16 protein-coding genes are annotated in these 18,630 nt (G+C 34.2%); 11 read left to right on the forward strand and 5 right to left on the reverse strand.

Going from position 1 to position 18,630, the window contains the following annotated elements; translation table 11 throughout:
* Positions 1-62 precede the first annotated feature (62 nt).
* Both fbaA and accD read left to right on the forward strand, forming a co-directional pair.
* A complete protein-coding gene (fbaA, locus tag BLV91_RS07565) occupies positions 63-1,130 on the forward strand; it encodes a class II fructose-bisphosphate aldolase (RefSeq protein ID WP_091431415.1) in 1,068 nt (355 codons plus the stop codon).
* 79 nt (positions 1,131-1,209) lie between these two features.
* Positions 1,210-2,064, forward strand: coding sequence for an acetyl-CoA carboxylase, carboxyltransferase subunit beta (accD, locus tag BLV91_RS07570; protein ID WP_091431418.1), 855 nt, complete (start codon positions 1,210-1,212; stop codon positions 2,062-2,064).
* 64 nt (positions 2,065-2,128) lie between these two features.
* Here accD and BLV91_RS07575 read toward each other — a convergent pair whose 3' ends face one another.
* Both BLV91_RS07575 and BLV91_RS07580 read right to left on the reverse strand, forming a co-directional pair.
* Positions 2,129-3,178, reverse strand: coding sequence for an NAD(P)-dependent alcohol dehydrogenase (locus tag BLV91_RS07575; protein ID WP_091431422.1), 1,050 nt, complete (start codon positions 3,176-3,178; stop codon positions 2,129-2,131).
* Between the two features lie 118 nt (positions 3,179-3,296).
* Positions 3,297-4,547, reverse strand: coding sequence for an ABC transporter permease (locus BLV91_RS07580; protein ID WP_091431424.1), 1,251 nt, complete (start codon positions 4,545-4,547; stop codon positions 3,297-3,299).
* Between the two features lie 165 nt (positions 4,548-4,712).
* On the opposite strand from BLV91_RS07580, the gene purH reads away from it, so the two are divergent.
* From purH to rodA, 6 genes are read left to right on the forward strand one after another with little or no spacing between them, the layout of a single operon-like run.
* Positions 4,713-6,239 carry a bifunctional phosphoribosylaminoimidazolecarboxamide formyltransferase/IMP cyclohydrolase gene (purH, locus tag BLV91_RS07585; RefSeq protein WP_091431662.1) on the forward strand — a complete coding sequence of 509 codons (1,527 nt, stop codon included), beginning with the start codon at positions 4,713-4,715 and terminating at the stop codon, positions 6,237-6,239.
* A gap of 52 nt (positions 6,240-6,291) precedes the next feature.
* Positions 6,292-7,320 carry a rod shape-determining protein gene (locus tag BLV91_RS07590; RefSeq protein ID WP_007137247.1) on the forward strand — a complete coding sequence of 343 codons (1,029 nt, stop codon included), beginning with the start codon at positions 6,292-6,294 and terminating at the stop codon, positions 7,318-7,320.
* Positions 7,321-7,378: 58 nt separating this feature from the next.
* Positions 7,379-8,203 carry a rod shape-determining protein MreC gene (gene mreC / locus BLV91_RS07595; protein WP_091431427.1) on the forward strand — a complete coding sequence of 275 codons (825 nt, stop codon included), beginning with the start codon at positions 7,379-7,381 and terminating at the stop codon, positions 8,201-8,203.
* Positions 8,196-8,702 carry a rod shape-determining protein MreD gene (locus BLV91_RS07600; protein ID WP_091431430.1) on the forward strand — a complete coding sequence of 169 codons (507 nt, stop codon included), beginning with the start codon at positions 8,196-8,198 and terminating at the stop codon, positions 8,700-8,702. The genes mreC and BLV91_RS07600 overlap by 8 nt, the downstream gene beginning before the upstream one ends.
* Entirely contained in the window at positions 8,699-10,630 is a 1,932-nt protein-coding gene (gene mrdA / locus BLV91_RS07605) for a penicillin-binding protein 2 (RefSeq protein ID WP_091431432.1), read from the forward strand. The genes BLV91_RS07600 and mrdA overlap by 4 nt, the downstream gene beginning before the upstream one ends.
* 17 nt (positions 10,631-10,647) lie before the next feature.
* Positions 10,648-11,883: a rod shape-determining protein RodA gene (rodA, locus tag BLV91_RS07610; protein ID WP_091431433.1), complete on the forward strand. Its 1,236-nt coding sequence runs from the start codon at positions 10,648-10,650 to the stop codon at positions 11,881-11,883.
* A 23-nt stretch (positions 11,884-11,906) separates the two neighbouring features.
* On the opposite strand, the gene BLV91_RS07615 is transcribed toward rodA, so the two are convergent.
* Genes BLV91_RS07615 through BLV91_RS07625 form a run of 3 tightly spaced genes read right to left on the reverse strand, consistent with a single transcriptional unit; the run spans position 11,907 to position 16,161 of the window.
* Positions 11,907-12,755 (reverse strand): DNA/RNA non-specific endonuclease, encoded by an 849-nt coding sequence (locus BLV91_RS07615; RefSeq protein WP_091431435.1) that lies wholly within the window; start codon positions 12,753-12,755, stop codon positions 11,907-11,909.
* Between the two features lie 30 nt (positions 12,756-12,785).
* Positions 12,786-13,892, reverse strand: coding sequence for an ABC transporter permease (locus tag BLV91_RS07620; protein ID WP_091431436.1), 1,107 nt, complete (start codon positions 13,890-13,892; stop codon positions 12,786-12,788).
* A gap of 16 nt (positions 13,893-13,908) precedes the next feature.
* A complete protein-coding gene (locus BLV91_RS07625; protein ID WP_091431438.1) occupies positions 13,909-16,161 on the reverse strand; it encodes a carboxy terminal-processing peptidase in 2,253 nt (750 codons plus the stop codon).
* 204 nt (positions 16,162-16,365) lie between these two features.
* Here BLV91_RS07625 and surE point away from each other — a divergent pair, with 204 nt between their 5' ends.
* The 3 genes from surE to lpxB all read left to right on the forward strand — a co-directional run bounded on the left by surE (position 16,366) and on the right by lpxB (position 18,607).
* A complete protein-coding gene (gene surE / locus BLV91_RS07630) occupies positions 16,366-17,145 on the forward strand; it encodes a 5'/3'-nucleotidase SurE (protein ID WP_091431440.1) in 780 nt (259 codons plus the stop codon).
* Positions 17,138-17,410: a hypothetical protein gene (locus tag BLV91_RS07635; RefSeq protein WP_091431442.1), complete on the forward strand. Its 273-nt coding sequence runs from the start codon at positions 17,138-17,140 to the stop codon at positions 17,408-17,410. Before surE ends, BLV91_RS07635 begins: the two co-directional genes overlap by 8 nt.
* A gap of 84 nt (positions 17,411-17,494) precedes the next feature.
* On the forward strand, positions 17,495-18,607 hold the full coding sequence (gene lpxB, locus BLV91_RS07640) for a lipid-A-disaccharide synthase (RefSeq protein ID WP_091431444.1): 1,113 nt from the start codon (positions 17,495-17,497) through the stop codon (positions 18,605-18,607).
* The last annotated feature ends 23 nt before the right edge of the window (positions 18,608-18,630 follow it).

Below are 18,630 nucleotides of genomic sequence, written 5' to 3' on the forward strand. Positions count from 1 at the left end.
AATTAATTCTTATTTTTGCTGTCTTAAACTAAAAACAAAAAAACCAACTAAAAAAAATTAAAATGGCACACAATATCAAACCGGGCGTAGCTACAGGAGATCAAGTTCAGGAAATTTTCAATTATGCGAAAGAAAAAGGATTTGCTCTACCAGCGGTAAACGTTACGGGATCAAACACAATAAATGGCGTTCTTGAGACAGCTGCTAAACTTAACGCACCCGTTATTATCCAATTTTCTAATGGAGGAGCACAGTTTAATGCAGGAAAAGGACTTTCAAATGTAGACGAAAAAGCGGCAATCGCTGGTGGAATTGCAGGAGCAAAACACATTCATACTTTGGCAGAAGCTTACGGAGCAACAGTAATTTTACATACTGACCATTGTGCAAAAAAATTATTACCTTGGATCGACGGACTTTTAGATGCTTCAGAAGAAAATTTTGCAGCAACTGGAAAACCATTGTTTAGTTCTCACATGATTGACTTATCAGAAGAGCCAATTGAAGAAAACATCGAGATTTGCAAAGGATACTTAGCAAGAATGAGCAAAATGGGAATGACACTAGAAATCGAGCTTGGAATTACAGGTGGTGAAGAAGATGGTGTTGACAACTCTGATGTTGATAGTTCAAAATTGTATACTCAACCTGACGAAGTAGCATTTGCTTACGAAGAGCTTTCAAAAGTAAGCCCTCGTTTTACAATAGCAGCAGCTTTTGGAAACGTACACGGTGTTTACAAGCCAGGGAACGTAAAACTAACTCCAAAAATCTTAAAGAACTCTCAAGATTTCGTACAAAAGAAATTCAACACTGGTCCTAATCCAGTTGATTTTGTATTTCATGGTGGTTCAGGATCTACTTTAGAAGAGATCAGAGAAGGTATTAGCTACGGAGTAATAAAAATGAACATTGATACTGACTTGCAATTTGCATTTACTGAAGGTATTCGTGATTACATGGTAAAAAATATTGATTATTTAAAAACACAAATTGGTAATCCTGATGGATCTGATGTTCCAAACAAGAAATATTATGACCCAAGAAAATGGTTACGCGAAAGCGAATTGACTTTCAACGCTAGACTTGAGCAAGCATTTGCTGACTTGAACAATGTGAATACACTATAAATTAAGAATTATGGGTTATAAATTATGAGTTTATCTTGTAATTTATAACTCATAACTTTTTAACTGATAACTCGAAAATATGGCTTGGTTTAAAAGAAAAGAAAAAGGAATTACGACGGCTACGGAAGACAAAATGGATGTTCCAAAAGGTCTTTGGTACAAATCACCTACCGGTAAAATTATTGACGCTGATGAATTGGAACGCAACTTATTCGTAAGTCCAGAAGACGGTTTTCACGTTAGAATTGGTAGTGCTACCTATTTTGAAATTTTATTCGACAACAATGAATTTGTTGAATTAGATAAAAACTTGACTTCAAAAGACCCTTTGCACTTTGTTGACACAAAGAAATATGCAGATCGACTTAAAGATGTAATGGAGAAAACCAAACTTAAAGACGCCGTGCGTACTGCAGTTGGAAAATCAAAAGGTAAAGAAGTAGTGATTTGCTGTATGGATTTTGCCTTTATTGGTGGATCTATGGGAGCTGTTGTAGGTGAGAAAATTTCGAGAGGAATTAATCATTCGATCAAAAACAACATTCCCTTTGTAATGATTTCAAAATCTGGTGGAGCGAGAATGATGGAAGCAGCTTATTCATTAATGCAATTAGCTAAAACGTCAGTAAAACTTGCCCAGCTTGCTGAGGCACAAATTCCTTACATTTCATTATGTACTGACCCAACAACAGGAGGTACAACTGCTTCTTATGCAATGTTAGGAGACATCAATATCTCTGAGCCAGGTGCATTAATTGGGTTTGCAGGACCACGAGTAGTAAGAGATACAACAGGTAAAGATTTACCAGAAGGATTCCAGACCGCCGAGTTTCTATTGGAACACGGATTCTTAGACTTTATAACGCCAAGAAAAGAATTGAAAGACAAGATCAACTTGTACATCGATTTGATTCAAAACAACGATGTTAGATAAATAAAAAATCCCGATGTAAATCGGGATTTTTTTTGCTTTAATAGCAATGCTATTTAATAACTTATTACTGCTTCAAAGAAGCCATATCAATTACAAAACGATATTTGACATCACTTTTATTCATACGCTCGTAAGCTTCATTAATATAATCCATATTGATTACTTCAACATCAGATGTGATATTATGTTCTGCACAATAATCTAACATTTCCTGAGTCTCAGCAATTCCACCAATCAAACTTCCCATGATACTTCTCCGTTTCATAACTAAAGTTGCTGCTGGAATAACTGCTGGAGTAGATGGAATCCCAACAACAATCATTGTACCGTTAGTGTTCAATAAATTTAAGTAAGCATTATAATCATGATCTGCTGAAACGGTATTCAAAATCACATCAAATTCATTCGCTAATGACTTCATAACTTCAGGATCAGAAGTTAAAGCAAAACGGTGCGCTCCTAATTTTTTAGCATCAGCTTCCTTAGATGGAGAGTGGCTTAACATCGTTACTTCGGCACCAAAAGAAGCTGCAAATTTAACAGCCATATGACCCAGACCACCTAAACCTAGCACTCCTACTTTGTGTCCTTTTCCTACTTTTAAATAACGTAATGGAGAATAAGTTGTAATTCCCGCACATAACAAAGGAGCCACTCCTGACAGCTCTAATTTATCCGAAATATGTAATGTGTAATCTTCATCTACGGTAATACTCGTTGAATACCCTCCATAAGTAGGTGTTTTAGTACCTCTTTCATAACTGTTATAAGTTCCAGTCATTCCTTCATCACAAAGTTGCTCATCACCTGCTTTACAGCTATGACAAGTTCTACAAGAGTCAACGAAACAACCTACTCCAGCTAATTCTCCTACTTTAAATTTAGTAACTCCGCTACCTACTGCTGTAATTTTTCCAACAATTTCATGTCCAGGTACTAATGGGTAAATAGCTGGTCCCCAATCACCTTTTGCCGTATGTATATCTGAATGACACACACCACTGTAAAGTATTTCTATTTGCACTTGTTGAGCTCCAATTTCCTTTCTTTCAAAAGAAAACGGTTTTAATGGAGTTTCTGCATCGTATGCTGCATAAGCTTTAATTGCTGTCATATTTTTAGTTTTTATTAAAAAACAAAATTACAAAAACGACAGCATTTCTGTGTTAAGAATAGTATAAATGAATTACAACAAATTCGAAAATTCACAACAATATAGGTACTTCAGATACCTACATTCCTGTCCTGATAGCTTCAACCGGGTCCAGTTTTGATGCAGAAATAGCAGGAAGAATACCTGATATTAATCCAATTATTGCAGCCAATAATGTTCCCAAGAGAACATTTCCCATACCTAAAACAAATTCAAAGTCTAATACATTAGTCAACACCAATGCTATAACCCAAACTAAAAGCAAGCCTATCATTCCGCCAATTACAGATAATATAATCGCTTCGAATAAAAACTGAAATAATATGAATCGATTTTTAGCACCAAGTGATTTTTGAATTCCTATTAAATTAGTACGCTCTTTCACTGAGACAAACATGATATTAGCAATTCCAAAACCACCTACCAATAATGAAAATAGACTTATCACCCATCCTCCAAATTTCATGTTTAATATGATCCCATCAATTAAATCAGTAAAACCAGAGAATACATTTATAAAAAAATTATCAGAATCTCCCGCTTTCAACCCACGATAAGCCCTTAGTTTTTGAGAAATCTCTGCTTTATACGCTCCCATATCAACTCCTTTAACGGGCTTAAAAATAATAACATTGGTTAAAGAAGTGTTACTGTCTCCGTATAATTGGCGGATAAAATTAACTGGGATAAAGGCTGAAGTATCATCGCTATCTCCAAATAATGCAGCACCTTGTTTTTTCAAAACACCAATAACGGTAAAACGCTGACCGTAAACCCTTACATTTTTACCGATAGGCTCGAAATCGTCAAATAATGATTTCGCAATTTCGTTACCCAAAACAATAACCTTAGCTCCAGAATTTCCTTCTGATTCATTGTAGAATCTTCCTTTCTCAAATTCGAAAGCGCCAATATCACTAAATTCATGAGAACTTGGCACCATATTAACGTCACTTACAGTTCTCGAATCGTATTTTATTGATTCTCTAGCAACGAAAGCTTGATACGCTAATTCATCCGTATCAGTCATAGCTCCTTTCAAATAGGTATATTCGTCATACTTCACATTAGGAAACTGTTCTCTTTTCCACTGTGGAACATCTGTTGGCCCAAATGAAAATTTCAAAACATAAATAGTATTTTTATCCAAACCACTCAAATCTTTACTTATCTTTCTATCCAAAGAATCCACGGCAGCTAAAACAGCAATAATCGAAAAAATCCCAATGGTTACGCCTAATAGAGAAAGTAAAGTCCTTAAAATATTACTGCGCAATGCATTCAATGCAAAGGCAAAACTTTCTTTTAATAAACGAAGATATACTAACATAAAATTGTTTTAGTGTTATGGTAAAATTCTGTAAATATTATTCAAAATCCTAATAAAAACTGGAACTATAGGTTGGTATAACTATTTAAGAAAATGTTACAACTCTACATTGAAATTTATAATCAAAAAAAAACTATTTTTGCATTTTATAATTATAACTACATAATGAACACAACTAAAACGATTCAATCTGCATTAATTTCTGTATTTTCAAAAGAAGGTCTTGAACCAATTGTAAAAAAACTACATTCTCAAAATGTAATTTTATATTCTACAGGTGGAACAGAAGATTTCATAAAAAACTTAGGGATACCCGTTGTCCCAGTTGAAGATGTCACTTCTTACCCTTCAATTCTTGGTGGAAGAGTAAAAACATTACACCCAAAAGTTTTTGGAGGTATATTAAACCGTCAAGATAATGAAAGTGATGTGCAACAAATGGAGGAATTTAACATCCCCCAAATTGATCTAGTTATTGTTGATTTATACCCTTTCGAGAAAACGGTTGCCTCAGGAGCAAGTGAAGCTGATATCATTGAAAAAATAGATATTGGTGGAATTTCACTAATTCGTGCTACAGCAAAAAACTTCAAAGACACCGTAATTGTAGCTTCAGTTGATGAATACGGTATGTTATTAGATTTAATCACAGAACAAAATGGAGCGACTACTCTTGCTGACAGAAAACTATTAGCAACTAAAGCTTTTCATGTTTCATCACATTATGACACTTCTATCTTTAATTATTTCAACACGGATGAAACTATTTTCAAAGCAAGTGTTGCTGATGGACAAATATTGAGATACGGAGAAAACCCACATCAAAAAGGATTTTTCTTCGGTGATTTTGAAGCTATGTTCAAAAAATTACACGGAAAAGAATTATCATACAACAACTTACTTGACGTAGATGCCGCTGTAAATTTGATTAACGAATTTAAAGTTGACGGACCTACATTTGCTATCTTAAAGCATAATAACGCTTGTGGTCTTGCTACAAGAAACTCTATAAGTGAAGCTTACGTTGCTGCTTTAGCTTGCGACCCAACATCAGCATTTGGTGGTGTGCTTATTGCAAACACAAAAATTGATGTTGCTACAGCAATTGAAATAAACAAATTATTTTGTGAAGTAGTTATTGCACCTGAATACGATGCAGAGGCAGTTACCATCTTACAAGAAAAGAAAAACAGAATTATTTTAGTTCAAAATGAAGTAGAATTACCTCAAAAACAAGTTAGGTCTTGTTTAAACGGACTTCTTATTCAAGAAAGAAATAATATTACAGACAATAAATCAGATTTAAAGACCGTTACTATAACGACTCCGACAGAACAAGAAATCGAAGATTTAATCTTTGCTTCAAAAATTTGTAAAAACACAAAATCAAATACGATTGTGTTTGCAAAAAACGGAACGCTTATTTCATCCGGAACAGGACAAACATCAAGAGTTGATGCATTAATGCAAGCTATTGAAAAAGCAAAAACTTTTGGATTTGATTTAAATGGAGCTGTGATGGCGAGCGATGCTTTTTTCCCTTTTCCAGATTGTGTTGAAATTGCAAAAAACGCTGGTATAACAGCCGTAATTCAACCTGGAGGATCAATAAAAGATGAATTGAGCATTAATTACTGCAATGAAAATAAACTTGCTATGGTATTTACAGGCACACGTCATTTTAAGCATTAATTTGTTTAACTTTGCGCGTTGCTATTTTATAACTTTTAACCCTAAATAATTTATGGGATTTTTTGATTTCATGACCGAGGATATCGCGATAGACCTTGGTACCGCTAATACTTTAATCATACACAATGACAAAGTAGTAATTGATAGTCCATCGATAGTTGCCCGCGATAGAATATCGGGTAAAATTATCGCTGTTGGTAAAGAAGCCAACTTGATGCAGGGAAAAACACATGAGAACATTAAGACAATTAGGCCCTTGAAAGATGGTGTAATTGCTGATTTTGACGCGTCAGAAAAAATGATCAATATGTTTATCAAAAGCATACCTGCATTAAAAAAGAGAATGTTTACGCCAGCCCTTAGAATGGTGGTTTGCATCCCTTCTGGAATTACTGAGGTTGAAATGAGAGCGGTAAAAGAATCATGTGAAAGAGTAAATGGTAAAGAAGTTTATCTAATTCATGAGCCTATGGCAGCAGCTATTGGTATTGGTATCGATATTATGCAGCCTAAAGGAAACATGATTGTTGATATAGGTGGAGGAACAACTGAAATTGCGGTAATTGCATTAGGTGGAATTGTATGTGACAAGTCTGTAAAAATTGCCGGTGACGTTTTCACAAATGACATAGTATATTATATGCGTACTCAACACAACCTTTTTGTTGGAGAAAGTACTGCAGAAAAAATAAAAATCCAAATTGGAGCAGCTATTGAAGACCTGGAGACTCCTCCAGAGGACATGTCTGTACAAGGAAGAGATTTACTTACAGGAAAACCAAAACAAGTTGAGGTTTCTTACAGAGAAATAGCAAAAGCATTAGACAAATCAATTCAACGAATTGAAGATGCAGTTATGGAAACTTTATCTCAAACCCCTCCTGAATTAGCAGCTGACATCTACAACACTGGAATTTATCTTGCAGGTGGTGGATCTATGTTAAGAGGACTAGACAAAAGAATCTCTCAAAAAACGGACTTACCTGTATATATAGCAGAAGATCCATTAAGAGCAGTAGTTCGTGGAACAGGAATGGCGCTAAAAAACCTTGCTAAATTTAAAAGTATCTTAATAAAATAAGATCTTTAGAATATTGCATACAAAGGTGTATCCTGAAACAAAATAATCAAATAAGAGAATGCAGCAAATATTTAATTTTATATTCAAAAACAGTAGTAGACTACTGTTTTTGCTGTTATTATGCATTTCGTTTTTACTTACGATACAAGCACATTCTTACCATAAAAGCAAAATAATTAGTTCCGCTAATTTTTTAAGTGGTGGTGTTTACGAAAAAATCAACAATGTCAGCGAATATTTGAATTTGCGATCTCAAAACGATGCCTTGGCACTTGAAAATGCTAGGCTAAAAAGTATGCTTTTTAAGACCAAAGATTCTGCGGCAATAAAAAACTTTATGAATTTAAAGGTAGAATTACCTGAGGACGTAGTAGTGTCTAAAGTAATTCATAACTCATACAATGTTCATGAGAACTTTTTAACATTAAATTCAGGTTCTTTACAAGGCATAAAACCCGATATGGGAGTTGTCAACAACTTAGGACTTGTGGGAATAATAGATAAGACATCTCCAAAATATTCGACAGTTATCAGCATTCTTAATGTAAGATCTCAAATCAACGCAAAAATTAAAAAATCAAACCATTTTGGTTCTTTAGTTTGGAATGGAAAAAGCACTGGCTTCGTTCAATTAATTGACGTTCCTAGATTAGCATCTGTAAGAAAAGGAGACACTATAGTGACAGGAGGACAATCCGTTATCTTTCCCGAGAACATCAACATTGGTACAATTGAAAAAATTTACATAGACAATAAAACCAATTATTATACTTTAGATATAAAGCTTTTTAACGACATGACTAATTTGGGTCACGTCTATATCATAAAAAGCAAAGACCGCGACGAACTTAATAATCTAGAAAAAGGAAAGAAGGATGAATAGCACTTTGTTACTCAATATTTCTCGGTTTATTTTGTTATTGGCCGTTCAAATAGTTATATTCAACAATATGAATTTTTTGGGATACATAATCCCATTACCATACATTCTATTTATAATACTATATCCTGTTAATGGAAATAGGTCTGGTCTATTATTAGCCAGTTTTCTGTTAGGTCTAACCATGGATTTATTTTCTAATTCTGGAGGAATTCATGCCACAGCTTGTTTAGTTTTGGCCTATGTACGACCTACAATATTTAAATTTTCTTTTGGTGTTAGTTATGAATACCAAACCATAAAATTAAATGATGTTTTAACACCTGAACGTTTTTCATTTATACTGATGTCAGTTGTTATTCATCATATCACACTGTTCATCTTGGAAGCCTTCCAGGTCAGTTTCTTCTGGGACATCCTACTACGAACAGTTCTAAGTACAGTATTCACAATAATTAGTTGTATAATCATAATATACCTTATTAAGCCCAATAAAAGATGAGAAAACTCCTGCTGCCTTCTATCATTATTGTTGCAGCATTATTGCTAGTGATACGGATTTTTTATTTGCAGGTTATAAATGATACCTTCAAATTAAAATCAGATAATAACGCGATCAAAATAAAATATGACTACCCTGAAAGAGGTTATATTTATGACAGAAACGGAAAGTTATTAGTAGCAAACCAGGCATCTTACGATATCATGGTAATTCCAAGAGAATTAAAAAATATCGATACATTAGAATTTTGCCAATTATTAAACATCACAAAAGAGGACTTTATAAAAACTATAGCCAAAGCTAAGATTTATAGTCCCCGTTTGCCATCCGTTTTTTTACCCCAATTAAACAAAAGTGAATTTGCTGCTTTTCAAGAAAAAATAAGGAAATTTGAAGGTTTCTATGTCCAAAAACGTTCGTTACGTGATTATGAAGTAGATTTTGGAGCTAATGTATTTGGTGGTATAACCCAAGTTAATGAAAAATTAATCGCTAAAAACCCTTATTACAATAGTGGTGATTTAATTGGGAGTCAAGGGGTCGAGGAAAGTTACGAAGAAGTGTTGCGTGGAATAAAAGGTGTTAAATACATTCAAAAAGACAAATACAATAGAGAAATAGGCTCGTACAAAAACGGTAAATACGACACTATAGCCGTACAAGGAGAAGACATCACCCTAACGCTGGATGCTGAGCTTCAAAAATATGGGCAACAGTTAATGATCAATAAAAGAGGTGGAATCGTAGCTATTGAGCCTAAAACAGGAGAAATATTAGCTCTTGTGACAGCTCCATCTTACGATCCTGGAATTCTAGTTGGAAGACAGCGTTCTAAAAACTATACATTATTGTACTACGATTCCATTGCAAAACCACTTTACGATCGAGGGTTACTAGCAGAATACCCTCCTGGCTCGCCTTTTAAAATACTAACAGGACTTATTGGGCTTCAAGAAGAAGTTGTCGATGAGCAAACCTCGTTTATGTGTCATCATGGTTTTAGTTATGCAAGAGGAAGATTCATGAAGTGTCATGGTTTCGGCCCGCATCAATTAAACAATGGTATTTACAATTCATGTAATACTTATTTTGCAAATGTTTACATGCGAACTATTAACAAATATGCAAAACCTGCCTATGCTGTTGATGTATGGAGCAATCATGTAAAAAGCTTCGGATTGGGTGATTTTATGGGATATGACTTGCCTACTGGAAAAAGAGGTAATATTCCAGATTCAAAAACATACAAACGTATTTACCCAAATGGAGGCTGGAGAAGCACAACTATAATTTCAAACTCTATAGGACAAGGTGAAGTTTTAATGACACCTATACAACTAGCCAATATGATGGCAACTGTTGCTAATGAAGGATATTATTACACTCCTCACATGATCAAAAAAATAAAAGGAGCAAGCATTGACAAAAAATTCACTAAAAAGCATGTAACAACTATAGATAAAAAATATTTCAAACCCATGATAAAGGGCTTGTTTGACGTTTATAATTTTGGAACAGCAAGCACGCTTCGTGTTGAAGGAATAGATATTTGTGGTAAAACTGGAACGGCTGAAAATTTCGCTAAAATTGGAGGGAAAAGAGTCCAGCTTAAGGATCACTCCATTTTTGTTGCTTTTGCACCAAAGGACAACCCAAAAATTGCTATTGCTATTCTTGTTGAAAACGGAGGTTTTGGAGCAACGATTGCAGGACCAATTGCCAGCTTGATGATCGAAAAATATTTGAGAAAAAAAATTACGCGAACTGATTTAGAAACCAGAGTTTTAAACATCAGTTTAAAAGATCGTTATGCAATCTTGGGCGGTATGAAGGAAGCAAGTGCTATTGAAACTACTCCCAAAGATCCTAACCTTAAAAAGACAACACAAAAAATAGACATAGCAGTAGATTCTACTACGCAAAATTAATAAGAGATTCATTTCAAATGAAAAACCAAAGCATAAAGAAAAACCTTGATTGGACCTGTATCATCATCTATAGCGCATTAGTAATAATGGGCTGGCTGAATATATACTCCTCCTCATTGTCTTCTGTAGAGGATACTTATCAAAAACAGTTGATTTTTATATTATTGACCATTCCTTTAATTTTTATCATTCTGGGAATAGATGGGAAATTTTATGAAAAATATGCCAGTATCATTTTTGGAATTTCGCTATTATCATTGCTAGGATTATTTGTATTTGGAAAAACCATCGCAGGTCAAAGATGTTGGTATGCGATAGGAAGTTTTACAATCCAACCCTCTGAATTTGCAAAAGCAGCTACATCACTAGCTTTAGCTAAGTATTTAAGTGATTCACAGATCAACTTAAAAGAAGTTAATCGCCAAATACAGGTGCTTGCAATTGTATTTTTACCAGTTCTTCTTATTCTACCACAACCAGATCCTGGGAGTGCTTTAATATACAGTGTTTTCTTTATCGTGCTGTATAGAGAAGGTTTACCAGCATGGTATATCTGGACTGGATTTATCACCATTTTACTATTTATGCTAACCCTATTATTAGAACCACAATATGTGATATTGATAGCTTTACTAGTAATAACTATCGTCCATTTCAAATCAAGGTTATCAGACAGGAATATTGTTTTAAGCACTATTCTATTTGCCGTAATGTCAGGATTTGTTTTGTCTGTAAATTATGTTTTTCAAAATGTTTTCAAACAACACCATCGTGATCGATTTAATATCTTATTAGGTAAAACAGTCGATTTAAAAGGAATTGGATACAACACTAACCAATCTGAGATTGCTATTGGCTCTGGAGGATGGATAGGAAAGGGATTTCTTGAAGGAACTCAAACAAAAGGAGGATTTGTACCAGAACAGCACACGGATTACATCTTTACCACTGTAGGAGAAGAATGGGGATTTGCTGGTTCTTTAGTTGTAATCGCTTTATTTGTTGGTTTATTTCTTAGGGTAATTTATTTGGCAGAAAGACAAAAAACAAAATTCAGTAGGGTTTATGGATACTGCGTTGCCGGTATTTTATTTACACACTTCTTTGTGAATATCGCCATGGTTATTGGAATTTTCCCAACAATTGGTGTTCCATTACCATTCTTTTCTTACGGAGGATCTGGATTATGGGGATTTACTATTTTACTTTTTATCTTCCTAAAAATGGACGCCAATAAAGTAAACGAGTGGTAGCAAAATATTATTAGATGTCAAAATTAGTTAAAAAGCCATGCTATATAATCATTTCTCTTTTCTAAACTATTTTCAATTTTGTCTTCTAATTTAGGGAAAAAGTCAATTCCTGTCATTTTCTCTACGCTGTCAACAGAGACAACAAAATCATATAAAGGCTTATCACTGCTCTTGTTTGGAACTAAAAAAGCAATCATTTTATATTCACCGTTTGAATTGTCTAATACTATTTTAAAAAAGTACTTAGGTACAATAACCGCCTCATCACCTATTGTTCCCATTTTATCACTTAAAACACCACCAGTGACAATATATAATCCATCATACATAGCCGCCCAATAACGTACTTTTTGCTCTAGTCTATTCCAAACTCCAGCATTAAAATCATGGTTTTGTGGCGAAATATTTGATGTCAAAAAAGTATCATTATAAGCACTAATATCAAACCCCATATCACCCGCTGGACATAGATGGCCTTTGTCATAACCTGATTTTCTGTAATTTCTCCAATCAGCTGAACCTGTTTTAACTTTAATATCTTCATTAAAATAGGGCCTTTGAAAATTATTCCTTTTCAAATAACTTTTCTTCAACTCGTAAGCAACCCATTCCGCCTGCTCTGCCTTTTCACTATATGATAATGAATAGTACTCATGCTTAATAATTTGACCCGTAGTAGAGGTCGGCGAGAAATCAAATGTTATAGCTTTATCTTTTGAAACATTTTCAAAACCCATATTAGAAGTCTCAACCTTCATACTATCCTTAATCCCTGAAAACGTATTAGAACTATCAGATTCTTTTTTACATGAAGAAAATAGTGTCAGACTAACCACCAAAAGTGAAGTGATAAACAACTGATTATTTTTCATTTTCAAAATATTAAAGTTAATAAATCTGAATTATTCTTTTACATCAAGTGCGTCGCGCAATGCATTCCCCATCATCATAAAAGCTAATGTTAACAGCATTATTGCAACACCCGGAACCATTGCCAAATAGGGTTTCCCAAGAATAATATAACTGTAGTGATCTTTTATAATACTTCCCCAACTAGGTATTGGAGGTTGGGCACCTAAACCCAAAAAACTCAATCCACTCTCTACTAATATGGCTGACGCAAAATTTGCCGCCGATATAACAATTACCGGTGCCATAATATTAGGCAGAATATGATTGAATATAATTCTAAAATCACCAAAACCAAGTGCTCTTGCAGCAGTTACATATTGCATCTCCTTAACACTGATAACCTGACCCCTAACCACACGTGCCACTTCGACCCACATAGTTAAACCAACAGCTACGAAAACTTGCCAAAACCCTTTGCCAAGAGCCAAAGTAATCGCTATAACCAAAAGAAGCGTAGGAATAGACCAAATAATATTGACAAGCCACATAATCAATGCATCGACTTTCCCTCCAAAATAGCCACCAATTGCGCCAAAAAAGATTCCTACAATTAAGGATATCAAAACTGCCACTATCCCAATGGAAATAGAAACTCTAGACCCAATCAACATTCTACTTAGCAAGTCCCTTCCGTACTTATCTGTTCCAAGGTAAAATGTTCGTTTCTTAATCAAATCCTGCTCAACCGACGCAATGGATTCTTTTCCCGAAAAGGCTCCCAAATCAAGCTGTTTCACGATTTTCAATGAGGGTTCATCGGAATATTCTACATACTCGATGGTATTACCCATGATTTTGTAACTTTCAATTGCAACCTCGGTAACTGTATTAGGGAAGCCAAGAAAATAATTTGAAAAAGACTTTTCAGGTCTACCATCTAATGGAATGGATAACATTTCTACACTAAAACCAGGTGGTTTTGAATGAATCGATAAATGCATCTGATTTGCATTCACTGAATTATCCGGCGCTAAAATATAAGCGAAGATGGAAATAAAGAGCAAAATTAGGATAAACCCAAAACTAAAAACGCCCCAAAAATTCTTTTTGAATTTATGGAGCGCAATAGCTGTTAAAGATTGTGTGGTATTATTCATGTATAGTAGGCTACACTTATGATTTAGCTAGTTTTTCTTTTTTTATTTTAGCTGGAAGGTCTTTTTTATAACCGACTGTAGCTTGCAAATCATCCAAAACATTTAATGCTTCTTCAACATAAACATCTTTAGACAAACTTTCATGCCATCTGTCTCGCTTTTCTTTTAAAACACTATCCTTAGTAGTTTCCACTACCTCGTAAGGCAATGAAGCAAACTGCAAAGCATTTTTATATTTTGAAATAGGTCTATATTTTTTTGCCGCTTCTTCAATTGAATTTTGAGCAGTTTTAAACTTTTCCATGTTCAAACTATAGGTATTCTCTTCACTGCGACTATCAATCCATTTTGCATTCTCCTCAATCAATTTAAATTGTGGGTTTTGCTCGATACGTTTTTTACTGTTCACAATTGCTTTACTAAAATTAGTTGTTTTATCCCAAACAGTATAAGCAGCTGGTTCAATTTTATCCCATGGCATTGCATTATCAATATCACGTTCTCCCATTTTTAAATAGGCATATCTATCTGGCATTACAATATCACTACTAACTCCTTCTAATTGAGTAGAACCACCATTGATTCTGTAAAATTTTTGAGTTGTAGTTTTTAAAGCACCTAAGTCACCTACGTCACTACTACGTACAAATTGATTCAAATCAATTACATTTTGTACACTTCCCTTACCATAGGTTTGTTTACTACCTATGATAATTCCTCTTTTATAATCCTGAATCGCAGCAGCCAATATTTCTGATGCCGAAGCTGAGAAACTATTCACCATAATTACTAATGGACCATCCCATTCAATCTTTTTGTCCCTATCAAACAGCACTTCTTTTTTTCTACCTGCTGATTTTATTTGCACAATTGGACCTTGTTCTATAAATAATCCAGCAATGTCTACAACAGTTGAAAGAGAACCACCCCCATCATCACGAACATCTAAGACAATTCCATTCACACCTGCTTTTTTCAATCTTTCAACTTCTAAAGCGATGTCTTTACCTGCATCTCTTCCATCTCTGTTTTCAAAATCAATATAAAACTTAGGTAAATAAATCACCCCATATTTTAATCCGTTTTTGTTTACAACACTAGATTTAGCGTAAGTTTCTTCAATTTCAACAATATCTCTTATTATAGATATAATTTTAATTGTACCATCCACTTTTTTTACGGTAAGACGAACTTCAGAACCTTTAGGCCCTTTAATTTTTTTTACAACATCATCAAGACGCATCCCAACAACATCCACAGCCTGCCCATTTCCTTGTGCTACTTTCATCACCAAATCCCCTGCTTCAAGCTGTTTTCCTCTCCAAGCTGGTCCTCCAGAAATAAGTTCTGAAATTTCAGTGAAATCATTTTTCTTTTGAAGACGAGCTCCAATCCCTTCTAATTTCCCGCTCATGCTAACATCAAAACGTTCTTTTTCTTCAGGTGCAAAATAATTTGTATGCGGATCAAAACGAGTAGTGATAGAGTTTATATAAACTGAAAACCAGTCATCTCTATCTAAATCATTCATAAAACCAAAATACTCATCTAATGATTTTTTAGCGTTATCACGTGTTTCCTTTTCTAACTCTGCAAAACTTTTAGCTTTATCATTATCAGCCTGATCTTTTACTTTATCAATTTTAGATTCGCTTAAATTTTCAGCTTCGCTGTCAGAAGACAAGCTATCCTCTTCAACTTTACCTTTATTTTCTTGGATTTTCAAACGTTCTGTCAGTGAAGACAAAGTAGACAGTTTAATTTGCTTTCTCCATCTTTCAGTAAGTTCAGCAAGGTTTTTGGAATAAGGTGCTTTTTCATAATCAGTATTAAAGCTCTCATCTACTGTATAGTCAAATGGAGTTGCTAAAATTCCCTTATATATCTTTTTACTTTCCTCCATTCTTTTCATCAAACGGTCGTATGTCAGACTAAAAAATGTCAAATCTTTATTCAATAATTGATCGTCTAATTCAGTTTCAAACTTTGAAAATTCATCAATATCTGATTGTAAGAAAAATCGTTTTGAAGGATCTAGAGCTTGAATATAATCCTTGTATATACCTTTCGAAAATGTATCGTCTATAGTAGCTGGATCATAATGCCCTTTTTCAATAACAAAAGTCAATAACTCTAACAGCAACTTGTCTTTATCAGGATTAGAATCTACTCCCGATTTCATTTTAAATGCAAATAATGTTACCGATAAAGCAACAATTGCAAGAAGTATTTTATAATTTCTTTTCATAAAGTTAATAATTGTATTCATCCAAATTTTTAAACTAATGTACGGTAAAAATTATGCCAACGTTTGCGGGCTCCACATAAATTTTTGTTAAAGATATAAAATTGTTTTTTTTGTTTTGGCTTTAATCTATCAAGTTAATATAATTTGTTTTCTTTGTTACAAATATGCTTCGTTGCGTAATTTATATTTTCCTTTACAACATAAATCCGACTAAAAAATACAATAATGAGCAAAGTTAAACCTTTAATCTTAATTACTAATGACGATGGCGTTTCGGCTCCTGGCCTACGAACTTTAATTGCCGTAATGGCCGAAATTGGTGAGATAATAGTAGTTGCACCTGACAAGCCACAAAGTGGAATGGGACATGCCATAACCACAAACAGTACTTTATATTTAAACAAAATATCAAAGGACAACGATGTAATTACAGAATACAGTTGCAGCGGAACTCCTGTCGATTGCGTAAAATTAGCTGTAAACGAAATCCTAAAAAGAAAACCAGACTTGTGCGTTTCAGGAATTAATCACGGATCTAATTCTTCTATAAATGTTATTTATTCAGGAACAATGAGTGCAGCTGTTGAAGCAGGCATTGAGGGAATTCCCGCTATAGGTTTTTCACTTTTGGACTTTGACTGGAACGCTGATTTTGAAACCATGAAGCCTTTTATTCGAAAAATCACCTTGGAAGTATTAGAAAACAAATTACCGCAAGGAGTCGTTTTAAATGTGAATTTTCCAAAACTAAAAAAAGAAGAAATAAAAGGTATAAAAATTTGTCGTCAGGCAAAAGCCCTTTGGATAGAAAAATTTGACAAGCGACAAACACCACAAGGAAGAGACTATTACTGGCTTGCAGGTGAGTTCGTAAACCAAGACAAAGGAGAAGACACGGACGAATGGGCCCTTGAAAATGGTTATGTATCCGTGGTACCTGTTCAATTTGATTTGACTGCGTATCATGCTACATCATTACTTAACACTTGGAAATGGAATGAATAAAACGGATATACTAATCGGATTTGCAATTGGTCTTCTAGCTTCCTTACTAGGCAGCTACCTATTCATCCGATTATTTACTGATTTTGATTTCATGACTGGCGTACAAACAATGAGATTTCAAGGTTCATTAGGGAAATTAATTGCCCTAGGCAGTATTCTTGACCTTATAATTTTTGCTGTCTTATTGAAATTAAACAAAGAAATGATGGCACGAGGCATGATTTTGGCAGTCATTTTGATAGCGTTATTTACTTTGATTATTTAAAAAAAGACCAATAGTTTGATTCCTCCGCATTCAATAACTAATTTTGTTTACAGAAATCAAATTACCAACTCACATCCTTAAAAAATGAAATACTACATTATAGCCGGAGAGGCATCGGGCGATCTGCATGGTTCTAACTTGATGAAAGCCTTATTTAAGGAAGATAAAAATGCAGATATCCGGTTTTGGGGTGGTGATTTGATGCAAGAAACGGGCGGTGTAATGGTCAAACATTATCGAGAATTAGCTTTTATGGGCTTTGTCGAAGTGCTATTTAATTTAAAAACCATATTAGCCAACATCAAGATTTGTAAAAAAGACATCCTAGAGTTTAAACCCGACGTAATTATTTTTATTGATTATCCTGGATTTAATATGCGCATCGCTAACTGGGCAAAAGAGCTTGGCATTCGAACGCATTATTATATTTCACCACAAATATGGGCATGGAAAGAAAACAGAATTGTCGCAATCAAAAGAGATGTAGACAAAATGTATGTTATTTTGCCTTTCGAGAAAGAATTCTATGAAAACAAACATAATTTTCCAGTAGAATTTGTAGGCCATCCTTTAATAGACGCTATTCATAACCAACCAATAGTTGACCCGATTGTTTTTAAGAACGAAAATCAATTGAATGACAAACCCATTATCGCATTACTTCCAGGTAGCCGAAAACAGGAAATCACAAAGATGCTTTCTGTAATGTTAAGTGTTGTAGATGATTTTCCTGAATATCAATTTGTGATTGCAGGCGCTCCTAGCCAGGAGTATTCCTTCTATGAAAAATTCATTTCTAATAGCAACATCAAATTTATATCTAACAAAACATATGACTTATTAAAAATTGCGACTGCTGCACTAGTTACTTCTGGAACAGCTACACTTGAGACTGCTCTTTTTAAAGTTCCTGAAGTGGTTTGTTATAAAGGCAGCTGGGCTTCATACCAAATTGCAAAACGTATTATCACATTAAAATACATTTCGCTTGTCAATTTAATCATGGACGAGGAAGTGGTAACCGAATTAATACAAGAGGATTGCAATACAAAAAACATCCGAAAGGAATTACAAAAAATACTAGAGCCTAACTACCGTAAAAATCTTTTACAAAAATACGATTTGCTTGAAGCAAAACTTGGTGGTATAGGTGCCAGTGAAAAAACTGCTGAATTAATAGTCGCTGATTTAAAATAATATTAGAATAAAATCTAATAAAA

It is taken from the genome of Flavobacterium degerlachei (genome assembly GCF_900106645.1).
GTDB lineage: Bacteria > Bacteroidota > Bacteroidia > Flavobacteriales > Flavobacteriaceae > Flavobacterium > Flavobacterium degerlachei.